Source organism: Acinetobacter sp. CE-15, assembly GCF_051059255.1.
GTDB lineage: Bacteria > Pseudomonadota > Gammaproteobacteria > Pseudomonadales > Moraxellaceae > Acinetobacter > Acinetobacter guillouiae.
Map to the genome: position 1 here is coordinate 325,795 of NZ_CP192737.1, position 16,215 is coordinate 342,009.

12 protein-coding genes are annotated in these 16,215 nt (G+C 40.8%); 4 read left to right on the forward strand and 8 right to left on the reverse strand.

Annotation, left to right across the window (positions count from 1 at the left end; genetic code table 11):
- The first annotated feature begins 65 nt into the window (after nt 1-65).
- Together gltB and ACQ7EO_RS01515 are read left to right on the forward strand one after the other, a co-directional pair.
- Nucleotides 66-4,541, forward strand: coding sequence for a glutamate synthase large subunit (gene gltB, locus ACQ7EO_RS01510; RefSeq protein WP_434278746.1), 4,476 nt, complete (start codon nt 66-68; stop codon nt 4,539-4,541).
- 90 nt (nt 4,542-4,631) lie between these two features.
- Complete coding sequence (locus ACQ7EO_RS01515; protein WP_434278747.1) at nt 4,632-6,053, forward strand: FAD-dependent oxidoreductase; 1,422 nt, start codon at nt 4,632-4,634, stop codon at nt 6,051-6,053.
- Between the two features lie 73 nt (nt 6,054-6,126).
- Here ACQ7EO_RS01515 and ACQ7EO_RS01520 read toward each other — a convergent pair whose 3' ends face one another.
- Nucleotides 6,127-6,675, reverse strand: coding sequence for an NAD(P)H-dependent oxidoreductase (locus ACQ7EO_RS01520; RefSeq protein WP_434278748.1), 549 nt, complete (start codon nt 6,673-6,675; stop codon nt 6,127-6,129).
- A gap of 90 nt (nt 6,676-6,765) precedes the next feature.
- On the opposite strand from ACQ7EO_RS01520, the gene ACQ7EO_RS01525 reads away from it, so the two are divergent.
- Complete coding sequence (locus ACQ7EO_RS01525) at nt 6,766-7,119, forward strand: winged helix-turn-helix transcriptional regulator (RefSeq protein ID WP_419337619.1); 354 nt, start codon at nt 6,766-6,768, stop codon at nt 7,117-7,119.
- A 562-nt stretch (nt 7,120-7,681) separates the two neighbouring features.
- Nucleotides 7,682-8,572: a metal-dependent hydrolase gene (locus ACQ7EO_RS01530; RefSeq protein ID WP_004725446.1), complete on the forward strand. Its 891-nt coding sequence runs from the start codon at nt 7,682-7,684 to the stop codon at nt 8,570-8,572.
- 44 nt (nt 8,573-8,616) lie between these two features.
- Here ACQ7EO_RS01530 and ACQ7EO_RS01535 read toward each other — a convergent pair whose 3' ends face one another.
- The 7 genes from ACQ7EO_RS01535 to ACQ7EO_RS01565 form a co-directional block, all read right to left on the reverse strand.
- On the reverse strand, nt 8,617-9,243 hold the full coding sequence (locus ACQ7EO_RS01535; RefSeq protein WP_434278749.1) for a riboflavin synthase subunit alpha: 627 nt from the start codon (nt 9,241-9,243) through the stop codon (nt 8,617-8,619).
- A 318-nt stretch (nt 9,244-9,561) separates the two neighbouring features.
- Nucleotides 9,562-9,942 carry a Na+/H+ antiporter subunit G gene (locus ACQ7EO_RS01540; RefSeq protein ID WP_034615073.1) on the reverse strand — a complete coding sequence of 127 codons (381 nt, stop codon included), beginning with the start codon at nt 9,940-9,942 and terminating at the stop codon, nt 9,562-9,564.
- A 23-nt stretch (nt 9,943-9,965) separates the two neighbouring features.
- Nucleotides 9,966-10,241 (reverse strand): monovalent cation/H+ antiporter subunit F, encoded by a 276-nt coding sequence (locus tag ACQ7EO_RS01545; protein ID WP_004816687.1) that lies wholly within the window; start codon nt 10,239-10,241, stop codon nt 9,966-9,968.
- A complete protein-coding gene (locus ACQ7EO_RS01550) occupies nt 10,238-10,759 on the reverse strand; it encodes a Na+/H+ antiporter subunit E (protein ID WP_034615032.1) in 522 nt (173 codons plus the stop codon). Before ACQ7EO_RS01550 ends, ACQ7EO_RS01545 begins: the two co-directional genes overlap by 4 nt.
- Nucleotides 10,760-12,562 (reverse strand): monovalent cation/H+ antiporter subunit D, encoded by a 1,803-nt coding sequence (locus ACQ7EO_RS01555; RefSeq protein WP_434278750.1) that lies wholly within the window; start codon nt 12,560-12,562, stop codon nt 10,760-10,762.
- Nucleotides 12,562-12,927: a Na+/H+ antiporter subunit C gene (locus ACQ7EO_RS01560; protein ID WP_004725457.1), complete on the reverse strand. Its 366-nt coding sequence runs from the start codon at nt 12,925-12,927 to the stop codon at nt 12,562-12,564. Before ACQ7EO_RS01560 ends, ACQ7EO_RS01555 begins: the two co-directional genes overlap by 1 nt.
- 3 nt (nt 12,928-12,930) lie before the next feature.
- Nucleotides 12,931-15,768, reverse strand: a complete 2,838-nt coding sequence (locus ACQ7EO_RS01565) for a monovalent cation/H+ antiporter subunit A (RefSeq protein WP_004816694.1) — start codon at nt 15,766-15,768, stop codon at nt 12,931-12,933.
- Nucleotides 15,769-16,215: the final 447 nt, after the last annotated feature.

A 16,215-nucleotide genomic window follows, 5' to 3' on the forward strand; every position in this document is an offset into this window, starting at 1 on the left:
ATTGAGTGTTCGAATGTTTTTCGCCCTTTCATGGGCCTATGTAGAAAGAAGGGTACGCTATGCACATGCCATCGCCTAACACTGTAGCTCCCGCTCAAGGTTTATACCAACCGGATGAGTTTAAAGATAACTGTGGTTTCGGCTTGATTGCCCATATGCAGGGTGATGCGAGTCATGATTTAGTCAAGACCGCGATTCATAGTCTAAGCTGTATGACGCACCGTGGTGGTATTGCCGCAGATGGTAAGACCGGTGATGGTTGTGGCTTGCTCTTGGCTATGCCTAAAGCATTCTTCCGTGAAGAAGCAAAAAAGATCAGTGACATTACACTGAGTGAAATTTTTGCGGTCGGGACGATATTTTTAAATTTAGATCCAGCACTTGCGGCCCATGCAAAGCAAATTCTAACCCATGAAATTGAAGAAGAAGGCTGTCGTGTGATTGGTTGGCGTGTTGTTCCAACCAATAATGATGCCTTGGGTTCAATCGCAATGCAGTCTTTACCTGCATTTGAACAAATTTTTGTCAATTGTCCAATGGGTGTGACTGAGGTTGAATTTAACCGTAAGTTACTTATGGCACGTCGTCGTGCAGAACAACAATTAACAGCTGATCCCTATTTTTATGTGACCACACTGTGCTCTACAGTGATCACCTATAAAGGCTTAATGATGCCTGCATATATTGCAGAATTCTATACAGACCTTGCTGATGAACGTTTGGACTCACACATTGTTGTATTCCATCAACGTTTTTCGACCAATACTTTACCCCGTTGGCCATTGGCACAGCCGTTCCGTTATTTGGCACATAATGGTGAGATTAACACCATTACTGCAAACCGTAACTGGGCAGTGGCACGTACACCAAAATTTGAAAATCCATTATTGCCAGGCATTACTGAACTGAGTCCAATTGTAAACCGTACAGGCTCAGACTCATCAAGTATGGACAATATGCTTGAGCTGCTTGTGGGTGGCGGGATGGATTTATTCCGTGCATTACGCATGCTTGTTCCACCAGCGTGGCAAAACGTTGAAACATTAGATGCGGATTTACGCGCGTTTTATGAATTCAACTCTAAGCATATGGAAGCTTGGGATGGTCCTGCGGGTCTAGTGATCCAAGATGGTCGTCATGCGATTTGTATGCTAGACCGTAATGGCTTGCGTCCTGCCCGTTGGGTGATCACTAAAAATGGTTATATCACTTTGGCATCAGAAATTGGTGTGTGGGGTTATGAGCCTGAAGATGTGATCTCTAAAGGCCGTGTAGGTCCTGGTCAAATTCTAGTGATTGATACCTTGACTGGAAAATTGCTCGATACCAAAGATGTGAGCAATCATCTGAAAAAAATGCGCCCTTACCGTGAATGGTTACGTGAAAACTCAGTTCGCTTGCAAGGTAGTCCAGAGCTTGAAGAGTATTTATGTGATCAAGGCTTAAAAGGTGATGACCTTAAAGCGGCTCAAAAAATGTTTATGGTGACATTTGAAGAGCGTGATCAACTGCTTCGTCCAATCGCTGAAAGCGGACAGGAAGCTGTCGGTTCAATGGGTGATGATACACCAATGGCGGTATTGTCTCGTCAAGTACGTCATGTGACAGATTATTTCCGTCAACAATTTGCACAAGTGACCAATCCACCGATTGACCCATTACGTGAATCAATCGTTATGTCATTGGAAACCTGCTTTGGTCGTGAGCAAAATGTATTTGAACAAGGTCCAGAGCATGCAGATCGTTTAATTGTATCGAGCCCTGTACTGTCAAACTCTAAAATGCATCAGATTCGTACCCTTGGTCGTAAAGGTTACGAAATTGCAGATATTGATTTGAATTATCCTGTAGCTGAAGGTCTTGAAGCCGCGATTTCACGTATTTGTGAAGAAGCTGCACAGGCGATTCGTGATGGTAAAACCTTATTGGTCATTTCAGATCGTAAAATCCGTGAAGGCTTTTTACCTGCAAATGCAGCAATGGTGACGGGTGCAATTCATCACTTCTTGATTAATGCAGGTTTACGTACCGATGCAAACATCATTGTTGAAACTGCACTTGCACGTGATGCGCATCAGTTTGCCGTGATCTTAGGTTTTGGTGCAACTGCGATTTACCCTTATTTGGCTTATGATGTGATCAATGATTTGATTGCAAAAGGCGAATTATTGGGTGATCCAATTCACGCACAAGCGAATTTCCGCAAAGGTATTGATAAAGGTTTACTCAAAGTCCTCTCAAAAATGGGGATTTCAACAGTCGCATCTTATCGTGGTGGACAGTTATTTGAAGCAGTCGGCTTATCTGAAGAAGTTGTCAGTAAGTGCTTTACAGGTGTGCCAAGCCGTATTAAAGGTGCAACATTCATTGACCTTGAAAATGACTTAAAAAAACTAGCAGATATTGCTTGGAAAGCACGTAAGCCAATTGAACAAGGTGGTTTGCTCAAGTTTGTCTTTGATAAGGAATACCACGCATTTAACCCTGATGTGATCAATGCGTTGCATAAATCAGTGCGTTCAGGCAATTATGCTGACTTTAAAGAATACGCAGAGTTGGTGAACACACGTCCAATTGCAACGATTCGTGACTTATTAAAACTCAAAACTGATCATTCTATTCCATTAGAAGCAGTTGAATCAGTAGAAGAAATTCTGCCACGTTTTGACTCCGCTGGTATGTCTTTAGGTGCATTGTCACCAGAGGCACATGAAGCCATTGCGATCGCAATGAATACAATCGGTGGTCGTTCGAACTCGGGTGAGGGCGGTGAAGATCCTGCACGTTATGGCACCATTCGTAACTCTAAAATTAAGCAAATTGCTTCAGGTCGTTTTGGTGTAACACCAGCATATTTAACATCTGCTGAAGTGTTACAGATCAAAGTAGCGCAAGGTGCAAAACCAGGTGAAGGCGGTCAGTTACCGGGCGGTAAAGTGAATGGCTTAATTGCGCGTTTACGTTACTCGGTTCCAGGGGTGACTTTGATTTCACCACCACCACACCATGATATTTATTCTATTGAAGATTTATCACAGCTCATCTTTGACTTAAAGCAAGTTAATCCACAAGCCATGGTGTCTGTGAAGTTAGTATCAGAGCCTGGGGTGGGAACAATTGCAGCGGGTGTTGCAAAAGCCTATGCAGATTTCATTACCATTTCTGGATATGACGGCGGTACAGCGGCTTCACCTTTATCCTCTATTCATCATGCGGGTTCGCCATGGGAATTGGGTCTTTCAGAAGCGCATCAAGCACTTCGTGTCAATGACCTGCGTGGTAAAGTACGTGTACAAACTGATGGTGGCTTAAAAACAGGTCTAGATGTGGTTAAAGCCGCGATTTTAGGTGCGGAGAGCTTTGGTTTTGGTTCTACCCCAATGATCGCGCTTGGGTGTAAATATCTGCGTATTTGTCACTTAAATAACTGTGCAACAGGTGTGGCAACTCAGCAAGATCATTTACGTCAAGAGCATTATATTGGCGAGCCAGAAATGCTGATTAATTTCTTCCACTTTATTGCGGAAGAAACACGTGAATGGTTGGCTGCTTTAGGTGTTGCATCATTGAAAGATTTGATCGGTCGTACTGATCTACTTGAGATGTTGCCAGGTGAAACGGATAAACATGCACATTTAGATTTAAGTGCATTGTTAGAATCACACCCATCTGCGGAAGGCAAAGCGCAATATTGCCAAGTACAAGGCAATGAACCATTTGATAAAGGTATTCTTGCTGAGAAAATGGTGACAGAAATGTTACCTGCGATTGAAGCAAGTACTGGTGGTGAGTTCCATTTTACTGTGGGTAACTGTGACCGTTCAATTGGTGCGCGTCTTTCAGGTGAAATTGCCAAACGTTATGGCAACCTCAGTATGGAAGCACATCCTGTTAAAGTGAATTTAAAAGGAACTGCGGGTCAGTCATTGGGTGTTTGGAATGCGGGTGGTTTGCATATCAGCCTTGAAGGTGATGCAAACGACTATGTGGGCAAAGGTATGGCAGGTGGTCGAGTATCGATCTTCCCACCAAAAGGTTCACCATTCCAAACTCAAGAAACGGCAATTATCGGCAATACCTGTTTGTACGGTGCGACAGGCGGTAAATTATTTGCTGCGGGTACAGCGGGCGAGCGTTTTGCTGTCCGTAACTCTGGCGCGTTTGCGGTCATTGAAGGTGCAGGCGACCATTGCTGTGAATATATGACAGGCGGTATCGTGACTGTACTGGGTAAAGTTGGACACAACTTTGGTGCAGGTATGACCGGTGGTTTTGCTTATGTACTTGACTTAGATAACGACTTTGTTGATTACTACAACCACGAATTGATTGAATTAAACCGTATTTCTACAGAAGCGATGGAAGAACATCAAGAATTCTTACTTCGTATCTTAGATGAACACATTGCTGAAACAGGTAGTGCTTGGGCGTACAAGATTCGCAACGAGTTTGATTTCTATAGCCGTAAATTCTGGCTGGTGAAACCAAAAGCGGCTAATTTACAAACGCTTTTGAAAACAACTCAAGCAGATCCACAATAATTCCACTACTCAAATTTTAGGTAGGTGTGGATAACTTCGCAGATATACACAAGCGAATGAAGTTATCCACGCTCACCCACGGAGAGAGACATGGCTGAACGCCTGAATAATGACTTTCAATTTCTGGATGTAGCACGCCAAGATCCAGAGAAAAAAGATATTAATGTCCGCAAAGCAGAGTTTGTGGAAATTTATAAACCTTTTACAGCGGAAGTTGCAGCAAACCAAACCCACCGTTGTTTAGGCTGTGGTAACCCATATTGTGAATGGAAATGTCCCGTACATAACTATATTCCAAACTGGTTAAAACTGATTGCAGAAGGACGTATTTTCCAAGCGGCTGAGCTTTGCCATCAAACTAACACTTTACCTGAAGTATGTGGTCGGGTATGTCCACAAGACCGTTTATGTGAGGGTGCTTGTACCCTGAATGATGGTTTTGGTGCTGTGACCATTGGTAATGCAGAAAAATATATCAACGATACCGCCTTTGCTTTGGGCTGGCGTCCAGATATGTCATCGGTAAAATGGACCAACAAAAAAGTTGCCATTATTGGTGCGGGTCCAGCAGGCTTAGGTTGTGCAGATATTTTAGTCCGTAATGGAGTAAAACCTGTTGTATTTGACAAGCGTCCTGAAATTGGTGGATTGCTTACATTTGGTATTCCAGAATTTAAAATGGAAAAAGATGTGATGAAACGCCGCCGTGAAATTTTCACCGGTATGGGCGTTGAATTCCGCTTAAATACTGAAATTGGTACAGATATCACTATCGATCAATTGCTTGCTGACTATGATGCTGTATTTATGGGTATGGGAACCTATACCTATATGAAAGGTGGCTTTGCAGGTGAAGATTTTGATGGTGTCTATGATGCACTAGATTTCTTGATTGCAAATGTTAACCGTACACAAGGCTGGGAAAAAGATCCATCTGAATACATCAGCGTTCAGGGCAAAAAAGTCATCGTTTTAGGCGGTGGTGATACTGCAATGGACTGTAACCGTACTTCAATCCGTCAGGGTGCAGAGTCAGTAACCTGTGCTTACCGTCGTGATGAAGAAAATATGCCAGGTTCACGTCGTGAAGTGAAGAATGCGCGTGAAGAAGGGGTGGACTTCCAGTTCAACCGTCAGCCGATCGAAATCGTCGGTGAAAACGGTAAAGTGACGGGTGTAAAAGTTGTGACTACCCAGCTGGGTGACCCTGATAGCCGTGGTCGTCGTAGTCCTGAACCGATTCCAGGCTCTGAAGAAGTTTTACCCGCAGATGCGGTATTACTGGCTTTTGGTTTCCGTACTAGCCCAGCAGAATGGTTTGCAGGTGCAAATATTGGGTTAGATGGTTCTGGTCGAGTCATTGCTGCTGAAAAACAACAATTTAAATTCCAGACCTCTAACCCAAAAATCTTTGCGGGCGGAGATATGGTCCGTGGTTCTGATTTGGTGGTGACTGCAATCTGGGAAGGCCGTGAAGCTGCTGAAGGAATTTTGGATTATCTTAATGTTTAATTTTAGACATTAAATAATATCTATTTTAGAGCCCGCAGTCATGCGGGCTTTTTAATGCAGCAAACTCAAAAATTTAATCTGTACGAATTGCTTGCAGATAATGATTTAACTTTAAACTATGTTGTTTTGCTCGAGTTCTGATTTCAGCATGTGTATGTCCTAAAACAGTTGAAATATCATATAAGAACACGGGTTTTAAATATTCCATTCCGGTATAAAGTGCTGATTTTTGAATTGGAGATAAAAAGCCCTCCAATAATGAATGTTGTTGTTCCGTATTAAAATTCTGCTCAGGTTGACCAATGGTCATACTCAGCAAAAGCTTTTTATGTTTAAGCTTGTCTCCTTTGGAACCATAGGCGAATTGATAGGTAAATACCTGATCAAACCAAATTTTTAAAATGGCAGGTATACTGAACCAGTACATAGGGCATTGTAAAATGATCAGCTCATGTCTTAATAGTGCACTTTGCTCTGCTGCAATATCGATTTGATAATCTGGATATAAATCATGAATATGGCGAATTTCTAAATCAGTTTGAGTTCGTGATAATTCATCGACAATGGTTTTATTTGCGACAGATTCAGTAAAACTGGGATGCGCTAAAATCAGTAATGCCATCTTGGTTTTTCCAACTATAAAAATTATAGTGAATATAAATATTATAGTTTTTATGTACAATAACTATCCATTTTGATAGCTGGCAGAAAAATGAATACTGAGCAAAACACCTGTGAAGTGACTTTTCACGATAAGACCTATCATTGCCCGATTAGTATGGTGATGGATTTAATCGGTGGGAAATGGAAAACCGTGATTCTTTATTATCTAAAGGAGGAGTCAAAACGCTTTAATCAACTTAAGCGTGATATGCCAGATATCACAGAAATGACCTTAAGTTTGCAACTCAAGCAATTGGAAAAGAATGGTTTTATTTCCAGAACCGTATTTGGTGACAAGCCTCCAGTCAAAGTGGTGTATGAATTAACTGCATTTGGTCAAACATTTATTCCTGTATTAGACGCTTTATCTGCTTGGGCACATGGTTTCTCAGTGCAAAACTGATTCAAAGTGAAGGCGTTGAAATAAGCAGTTTTAATGCCTAAATAGGCAATTAAAAGTGCAATTTAGCAATAAAATTTGCCAATCACACTAAAGCAATAGTTTGTTTTTTTAATACAAAAAAGTTTCTAGACGAATCCTGTTTGTTTGGGTTCTATAAAACACATGCTTTTTTGTTGAATGTTTATATGACGTTGCAAGCATAAATATTTATAAATTGAGTTCTAATTTTGAATGGATCCTATGTGATTGTTTTAAAAATTAAAATACAACTCAGCCTGATTGAAAAATGTCATTTAAGTCAATAAAAGCATGCTTATAAATCTCGATTTTAGGCTTTGTGTATACGATAAAGCACTTTTTTGTGAAGATAAGAAATATATTTATTTTTAATAAGTTTAGTTTTATCAATATCTTATATTTTTAATTTTTTTAGATTTTCAATTGAGCCATGTGTTTTCTTGAAAATGATATTTTAGGTCAACTGTGTGGATGATTCTGCAATATACAAATATTGAGATTGTGCCAATATAGCTTAAATTCAGACAAATGTAGGATTATCCTTATGTCAACAGTTCAAGCGACGGCAGAAAAATCATATTTAAATCGTCCTAAAGCTATTGGTATTAAAGTCCGTAAACCAAGCTTTAATCCAAAAGCAATTCGCAGACATTTTTTTGCCAATTCTCCTGTGATGTCACATTTATTGACTGCGCTTTCTTCAACATTTCCAATTGGTGAGCAGTTCTTTGTACATAGTGTGCGTAATGTACGTGACAAAATCACGGATGAAAAATTGCAAGCGCAAATTGCAGCATTTATTGGTCAAGAGGCCATGCACTCCAAAGCCCATACGGAATTCAATGATGCATGGCGTCGTGATGATTATAACTTAGACAGTTTTCAAGCATGGTTGGCGCGTCGAGATGCACTGATTAAAAGTGTACATCCTAAATTACAACTTGCAGTTACCGCAGCTTTTGAGCATTTTACTGCATTATTGGGTGGCTACATTCTTCGTCATCCTGAAGTTTTAAGCACTCTGGATGATGATGCGGTGAAACTTTGGGTATGGCATGCAATCGAAGAAATTGAGCATCGTGCAGTGGCATTTGATGTATATCAGGCGATTTATAAAGATGATCGTACGCGTCGTACAGTGATGCGTAATGTGACTACGGGTTTTGCAAGTTTAACGTTTTATTCGGCTACCCGTTTGTTTATGCAAGACTGGAGAAAAAGTTTACCTAAAGTGCCGCAAAATATCTTTGGGGTATATATGATTTCTAAAATGCTGATTTCATTGATTCCTGAATATTTATCTTATTACAAATCTGACTTTCATCCTGATGAAATTGATTATTCGAAGATTGTGGCGTACTGGAAAGAAAAGCTGGCAGATGATTATGGAATGGAAAGTTTCCAAGAAGAAGTTCATCTGCCGTTATATAGTTAAGACGATGCTTTAGATCAAAGGGCTAATTTATACGATTGGCTCTTTTAGTTTTCTTGCTGACGTTGATGAATACTTTCTAAAGTATCGACCATAGTGCGGGTCATTTGGTCAATTTCATAATTGAGTTTGCCACCAATTTGGACATGTTTAAATGTCGTCAAACGTAAGGTTTCTGGGATTAAATCCACTGAAATTTCATTGGTTTTCCGATCCACACGATTGACCGTCAAGCTGCAACCTTGCAGTCCAATAAAGCCCTTTTTAAAGAAGTATTTGATATTGTCATCTGGAATAACGATATCAATGTGTAGCGTTTCACCAGTATGAACCGCATCTTTAATGGTTGCCATACCCTCGATATGCCCAAAAATATTATGCCCACCGTTTTCCATACCAGCTTTGATGGATCTTTCAATATTGACTTCATCACCAATTTTTAAAAATTGTAATGTGGTGAGAGAAGTGGTCAGTGCTGAAACATCAAATGAGGCTGTATTTGCAACAGCATCAAAACTTGTTGCGGTTAGGCATGTCCCATCGATTGCGACACTGGCGCCAATAAAAACATCATTTAAAAAGCCATTTTCATTGGAAATATAAAGGGTTGTAAAATTATCACCTTGTTGGATGTTTACAACTTTTTCTAAGCCTTGAACGATACCTGTATACATCGCTGATCTCTTTTATTTAGCTGATTTTTATTGTACAGATTTCATTGAAGAGGACTAGGGATGAATTTTAGATTTATGTTGTATAGAAGAGTCTAACATCATACTTAGATGACTTTTTAAAAGAGAATGAATATAGCAGTAAGGTTTGCGAAGGCTTATTTTATAGGGAAAAGTTTAAACCCATTGATTATAGTTTGATGATAATGTATTTCAGACGATCTAAGCTTGATTGTGGCTTAAATTGGACTAAGTCAGTATGTACCTAGACTCAGTCCAATTCAATTTAGCCAACCAATCAACAATTAGTCAGAAAATGAATTAAATCTTATCTTTAAACTGTTTTATGATCTTTTGACGTTGCCATGGTAAAGGACGATTAATTGCTTCAGGTACATCACCAGAGGTTGAACGCAGACGTAAATGAATTGCTGCCTGAGCAATCAAGTTTGCCGATACTGGAGCTGTAATAAAGGCAAGCAGTGTGATCAATAACTCTGCAAAACCTAAACGACTGTTAAATGCTGCGTAAATCATTCCCGCGATTAAAAAGCTGCCTAAACCCAAGGTACTGGATTTGGTCGGTGCATGTAGACGCATAAATAAGTCTGGTAATTTGACCATACCTATGCCACCCACCAAAGTAAAAAACGCACCAACAATCAAGAAGAATGAAACGATGATTTCCATGACTATTTGCATATTATTTTCCATGTACTTTCTCCTTAATCAACCACATGACCCGTTGTAAAATAACGAGCCAGTGCAGCAGTTGAAACAAAGCCCAGCATTGCAACCAATAATGCGCCTTCAAACATTGAGGTACTTGCCCAATAAATGCCAAGAATGACAACTAAGCAGGTTGCATTTAAAAACAATGTATCCAGTGCCAATAATCGATCTACGATAGAAGGGCCCATCACCAAACGAACCAAACATAACAACATGGAGATGGTCACTGCGAGCAGGCAAATACCAAGTGCATAAGGTAAAATACTCATGAACGTGCTCCTCGTTGCAGGTCAAAGATTTCGATTAAAGGAACTTCATAGCGGGCTTTAATCGCTTGAATTTCTGCGTCTACATCATCACAACTTAGTGCATGAACCAAAATATCACCACGTTCTTGATCAATCCCAGCACTGACTGTACCTGGTGTGGTGGTAATGATCATCGCCAATAACGTATTGACATGTTCATGGTCGGTTTCCAAAGGAACTCGAAACCATTTCGGGGTGAGATTTTTGGTTGGGCCTAAGACTTGTTTAGCAACTTTAATATTACTGACGACGATGTCCCATAGCACCACAAAAAATAATTGAATGGCGCTTTTCCAATGAATATTGGGCGTATGAATGATAAAGGGTTGAATCAGTTTAGGAATGATTAATCCCAAACTGATTGCCACAACAAAATCAAAGCTTTCAGCACTATGGTTCAACATCAGCCAACTCATTGCCACAATCACCGACACAAAAGGATGCGGTAAAATACGAGCGAATAATGATTTATTTTGCATTTATTGCTCCATAGGCTTGAGTTGAGCATTTTCAACATGTTGTTGCTGTTCTTGTCCCTGAATTTGGCGTTGCTTAAATTCAGAGATATGTTCACCTTTTAAGGTTTCTGGGCTAATGATATAGGGAATATAGTGTGCATTTGGATCAACCATTTCACCATTATATTTTGTTTCAGGTACATAGTGCGGATCGAAAGGTTGTACACTGATGGTTTCACCATGCCCATCCAATTTTAAAATACGCTGTTGATAAAGTGATGCATCAGAAACTTGCAGCGCAGTTTTTTCAACATAATTTAAAATTGGAGCAGCACAAACGACATAGACAATCAGTCCTGCCAATAGCAGGTAAACGCTTTTGTCATTGCGTGCAGGAGCTTGCTCGGGTAAGTCTTGATAGGCTGTATAAGCCTCTTCTTTCGGGTTGTCCTCAGGTGTCGTCGCTCGCCAAAATAGGATAAATCCGACCCGTGTAAATGCCAGAATACTTAAAAAACTTACAATCAAGATAATCGCAATAATCCAGCCTTGTGCAGCCAAGTTTGCAGTTGCCTGTAAGATTAAGACTTTGCCTAAAAAACCACTAAATGGCGGCAAACCTGCCATCATCAAAGCGATAAGAAAGAACGTCATGGCAATGACTTTGTCTTGCTTCATCTTTGGTGCGACTTTGAGATGATCTTTCATTGCACCACGCTGTGAAGTAATCCAACCACAGAGCAAATAGAACGAAGCGGCAATGATGGTACTGTGAACAAGGTAATACAACCCAGCAGCCCATGCCGGTGTGTTAAACATGGCAATGGCAACTAAAATCGTTCCGACTGAGGATAACACCATAAAGCCAACAAAGCGGCGTAAGCGTTCAGCTGCGAGTGCACCGATCACACCATATAATGATGTGATTAAACCAATTGGCAATAAGTAGTTGCTAAAGATCGTTTGTCCAAGCTGATCATTAAGGACAGTACCATTGACCCGTAAAATTGCATACACACCCACTTTGGTCATGATAGTGAAAATAGCAGCAACAGGTGTCGCGGCAACAGCATAGGTTTTTGGCAACCAGAAACCCACAGGTAACATGGCTGCTTTGATGCCAAATACAACAAATAGAAGCAAACCACCTGCTATAGCAAGACGATGTTGATCATGTTCCAAGGTCGGTAATAAACGACCGACATCGGCCATATTCAAACTGCCCACACTGCCATAAATCATACCTAAACCGATGAGGAATAGGGCGGAAGCCAGTAAGTTGATGGTGACGTAGTGAATACCTAATTGGAAACGGGCTTTGCCTTGACCATGTAACAGCAAGACATAAGATGCCATCAGTAATATTTCAAAGAATACAAACAGGTTAAATAAGTCACCTGTTAAGAATGCACCAGTCAGACCCATTAAAAGAAGATGGAACATGGCATGAAAATAACGCCCACGTTCATCCCATTCTTTGCTGGCAAACCACAATACAGGCGCGGCAAGTGTGTAGGTGAGAACCAGCATTAACGCCGATAAGCGATCCAGTACCAAGACAATCCCAAATGGTGCAGACCATTCAGCAAGTTGATAAACAAAAATTTTCCCGGTATTGGCTTGAATCAAGTAAGCAATCGCAGTGGCGAGTCCAAGCATAACCGAGATTAAGCTAATGCCACGGCGCCAAGGTTGTCGCCAATCATGTTTTAAAGCGCCTGAACCAGGATTGCCTAATAAAATCAGCATAAAGCCTGTAAATGCAGGAATTAAAATACTCAGGATTGGAGAATGAGCATACCAAAAATCTAAAAAGCTGGTCATTATGGCTCATCCTCACGTGGGTCAAAATTACTCGGTTCCTCTTTGGTGTCTACATGGTCTGTCCCAGACTCATAACGACTGCGTAATGCCAATTGAACGATAAAAGCAGTCGTTGCAAAGCCAATGACAATTGCGGTTAGCACTAAAGCTTGAGGCAAAGGGTCAGTGACTTTGCTGGCTTGGGTTAAAATCGCAGGTGAACTGATTTGTATTCTTCCCATCGAAAACAGGAAGATATTGACTGCATAGCCAATCATGGCTAATCCAAGAACGACTGGAAAGGTACGTGCACGAAGAATCAGATAAATTCCTGAGGCAACCAATAATCCAATCGCAGATGCAATTAAAAATTCTAAACTGATCATGCATTACTCCTTGGGTACTGGACCAGACATGCTTGAATGTCTAGAGTCGCCTAAAACAGAAATGAGTAACATTGCTGCACCAACAACCGTGACGTATACGCCAAGGTCAAATCCGGCAGCAGAGGCCAGATGGAATTTGCCAAACAGCCCTGATTCCACATAAATATGTGCACTGGTAAGGAACGGACGTGCCCAGAACCATGAAGCCAGACCTGAAAGCCCAGCAATGATCAGCCCTAAACCAATCCAGATTTCGTATAAACGACCAGATTGAGCACGCAGCATTTTTTCAGCCTGATCTTGTCCAATCGCGATATATTGAATCACCAATGCCATGGAGGTAATTAAGCCTGCAATAAAGCCACCACCTGGATAATTATGTCCTCGTAGGAAAATATACAGACTTACCACAAGTGCGATCGGCAGTACCCATGAAGCCGTCATACGGAACATCAGTGGCGATGGATTGAAACGATAGCTCAGACCTTGAGTGATCGTGGTGCCATGTGCACGCATCCCATCCATCATGCACAGTGCACCAATGGCTGCAATGCCCAATACGGCAATTTCACCAAAGGTATCGAAACCACGGAAATCAACCAGAATGACATTGACGATGTTTGAGCCACCGCCTAACGGAATCGACTGCTGAACAAAGAACCATGAAATCGAATTATGATCACGTGTCATGATCAACCAGGTAATCCAACCAATACCAATACCACCACCAATTGCAATGACTGCATCACGCCAACGACGGGTTTGGCTTGACTCATAAGGGGTCAATTGAGGCAGCAGTGATAAACTCATCAACAATAGAACTGTTGTGACAACATCCACAGTAATTTGTGTCAGTGCTAAGTCTGGCGCAGAGAGTGTGATGAAAATCATTGTCACGACCAAACCAATTGCACCACTAATCAGAACCGCTTTGATACGTTCATGGTGGAACCACAGCATCATCCAGCAGGCGGAGAACAATAACAGCCATAACACGATTGCAGTAAAGGGTGCATGTGTGAGTTCACGTGTTCCTGTAGTTAAATTTTGGTTGATCAATGGCGTGGCAACCACAGCAATACTTAAGGCCAAAATCCACAATAAATAATTTTGTAATGAGCCAGTTTCAGTTTTTTTCTTAATTTTGCGTGAAATCAGCAGGAGATTTTTAAGGAAATCTTCAAATAATAATTTGCCTTGGAAACGACCTAAGTGTGGATCAAGATCAATTTCACGAATTCGCCCGCCTTTGGCCAATGCGAAATAAAAAATCACACCACCAATTAAGGCAATTGCACTCATCAGTAACGGTAAATTAAAACCATGCCAGATGGCTAAATGAACCCCTTCAAAACTGGCAATTTGTGTTGATGCGCGTGTTCCAGCATTGACAATGTTTTCAACCAGCAGTGCAGGAATGATCCCCACTAAAATACATAAAGTTGCCAATATGATTGCTGGAATTCGCATACCGATTGGCGGTTCATGGGCATTTTTATTGGGAACATCGCGCCCCACATCACCATCAAAAAATACACCATGTACCAGACGAACTGAGTAAGCAACCGCAAATAAACCTGCCAATGTCGCAACAATTGCTGCCAACACAACATAACCACCAGATAAGTTTGCCAATAACTCAGTAAAGAACATTTCTTTCGAGATAAAGCCATTGGTCAAAGGTACACCCGCCATACTTGCAGCGGTAATCATGGTTAATGTTGCTGTAAATGGAAGAAGTTGCCAAAGCCCACTTAACTTTCTTAAATCCCGTGTACCAGATTCATGGTCAATGATCCCAGCCAGCATAAATAATGCCGCTTTAAAGGTTGCGTGATTGATAATATGGAAAACTGCAGCAGCCACAGCTAAAGGTGAACCTATACCCAAAAGGCACATGATCAAGCCTAAATGACTGATGGTTGAATAAGCCAGTAAGCCTTTTAAATCTTCTTTAAAGATGGCAAAAAATGCCGCCATACATAAGGTCAGCAGACCAATTGTGGTGACAAGATTATGGAACAGTGCCGAGCCAACAAAGATTGGTAATAAGCGTGCAACCAGAAAAATCCCTGCTTTTACCATGGTTGCTGAATGCAGATAGGCTGAGACAGGGGTTGGTGCTGCCATGGCATTAGGCAGCCAGAAATGGAAGGGGAATTGCGCACTTTTGGTAAATGCACCCAATAAAATCAACAATAAAGCGGGAACAAATAAACCACTATTTTGAATTGTACTCGCCATCATGGTGAGTTGGTCAATTTGATAGGTTCCTGCGATTTGACCAATCAGAATAAATCCACCCAGCATGGCTAAGCCACCCATACCTGTGATGGTCAGTGCCATCCGTGCACCACGTTGCGCAGCGTCGTAGTTACTCCAATAGCCTACTAACAAGAATGATGAAATACTGGTCAATTCCCAAAAAACCAATAAAATAATTAAATTATTCGATAAAGAAATACCCAACATTGCGGCCATAAACAGCATCAACAATGCATAGAGCTTACTGAGAGAATTTTTCGGGTTTAGATAATAATAGGCATAGATATAAATCAGTGTGCCGATCCCCGTGATCAGCAATGAAAAAATTAAACTTAAAGCATCTAATCGGAAACTAAAATCAATACCAATTTGAGGTAGCCATTGCCACTGCTCTAAAACGGCTTGTCCACTTAATACTGTTTTCGCTTGAGTCAGTAGCAGGATAAAACTGCTTAAACTGACCCCGATTGCCCCTAAAGCTGTTACCCCGCGAGAGAATTGCTTCAGCCACAGAACAACGATAGTGCCAAGTATTAATGGTAAAAGAATAATAATCGGAAGCACACGCGTATCCATTGTCGTGAATAGGTCGTGAAACCTATGTGAATCTTATCTTTCAAGGATTTGAGGAATGCAAGGAACAGTCCAATAACTTAAATCTTGAAAGCCGAATTAAATTAGTAATTAAAAAATGAGTTGTGTTGCGCAACTTGAGAAAGCGATTAGAAAATCAATTTGCATTGAAAAATCTAATTTAAATTGATTTTTTCATCTTATTACATGAGTAGAATAACATCAATTTATTTTGTCGTTTTTTACGCAAACATTTGTAATTATACGCTTCATGTGGCTTTTTGCTGCTTGAAAATCATGCGGTAACCATCAATCTAGTGTGTTTGGAATTTTATAGAACAATGAATATGAACGTGAATATATTCATGATTTGAGAATGGAGTATAAAAGACAGTGTCATACGATTGATGATCATTCACTGTCTGCTATTGACGGGTGTAGGCTGAGGTA

Coding starts and splice junctions, on each gene's coding strand:
- gltB (WP_434278746.1), top strand. CDS start 66: ATGCCATCGCCTAACACTGTAGCTCCCGCTCAAGGTTTATACCAACCG.
- ACQ7EO_RS01515 (WP_434278747.1), top strand. CDS start 4,632: ATGGCTGAACGCCTGAATAATGACTTTCAATTTCTGGATGTAGCACGC.
- ACQ7EO_RS01520 (WP_434278748.1), bottom strand. CDS start 6,675: ATGGCATTACTGATTTTAGCGCATCCCAGTTTTACTGAATCTGTCGCA.
- ACQ7EO_RS01525 (WP_419337619.1), top strand. CDS start 6,766: ATGAATACTGAGCAAAACACCTGTGAAGTGACTTTTCACGATAAGACC.
- ACQ7EO_RS01530 (WP_004725446.1), top strand. CDS start 7,682: ATGTCAACAGTTCAAGCGACGGCAGAAAAATCATATTTAAATCGTCCT.
- ACQ7EO_RS01535 (WP_434278749.1), bottom strand. CDS start 9,243: ATGTATACAGGTATCGTTCAAGGCTTAGAAAAAGTTGTAAACATCCAA.
- ACQ7EO_RS01540 (WP_034615073.1), bottom strand. CDS start 9,942: ATGCAAATAGTCATGGAAATCATCGTTTCATTCTTCTTGATTGTTGGT.
- ACQ7EO_RS01545 (WP_004816687.1), bottom strand. CDS start 10,241: ATGAGTATTTTACCTTATGCACTTGGTATTTGCCTGCTCGCAGTGACC.
- ACQ7EO_RS01550 (WP_034615032.1), bottom strand. CDS start 10,759: ATGCAAAATAAATCATTATTCGCTCGTATTTTACCGCATCCTTTTGTG.
- ACQ7EO_RS01555 (WP_434278750.1), bottom strand. CDS start 12,562: ATGACCAGCTTTTTAGATTTTTGGTATGCTCATTCTCCAATCCTGAGT.
- ACQ7EO_RS01560 (WP_004725457.1), bottom strand. CDS start 12,927: ATGATCAGTTTAGAATTTTTAATTGCATCTGCGATTGGATTATTGGTT.
- ACQ7EO_RS01565 (WP_004816694.1), bottom strand. CDS start 15,768: ATGGATACGCGTGTGCTTCCGATTATTATTCTTTTACCATTAATACTT.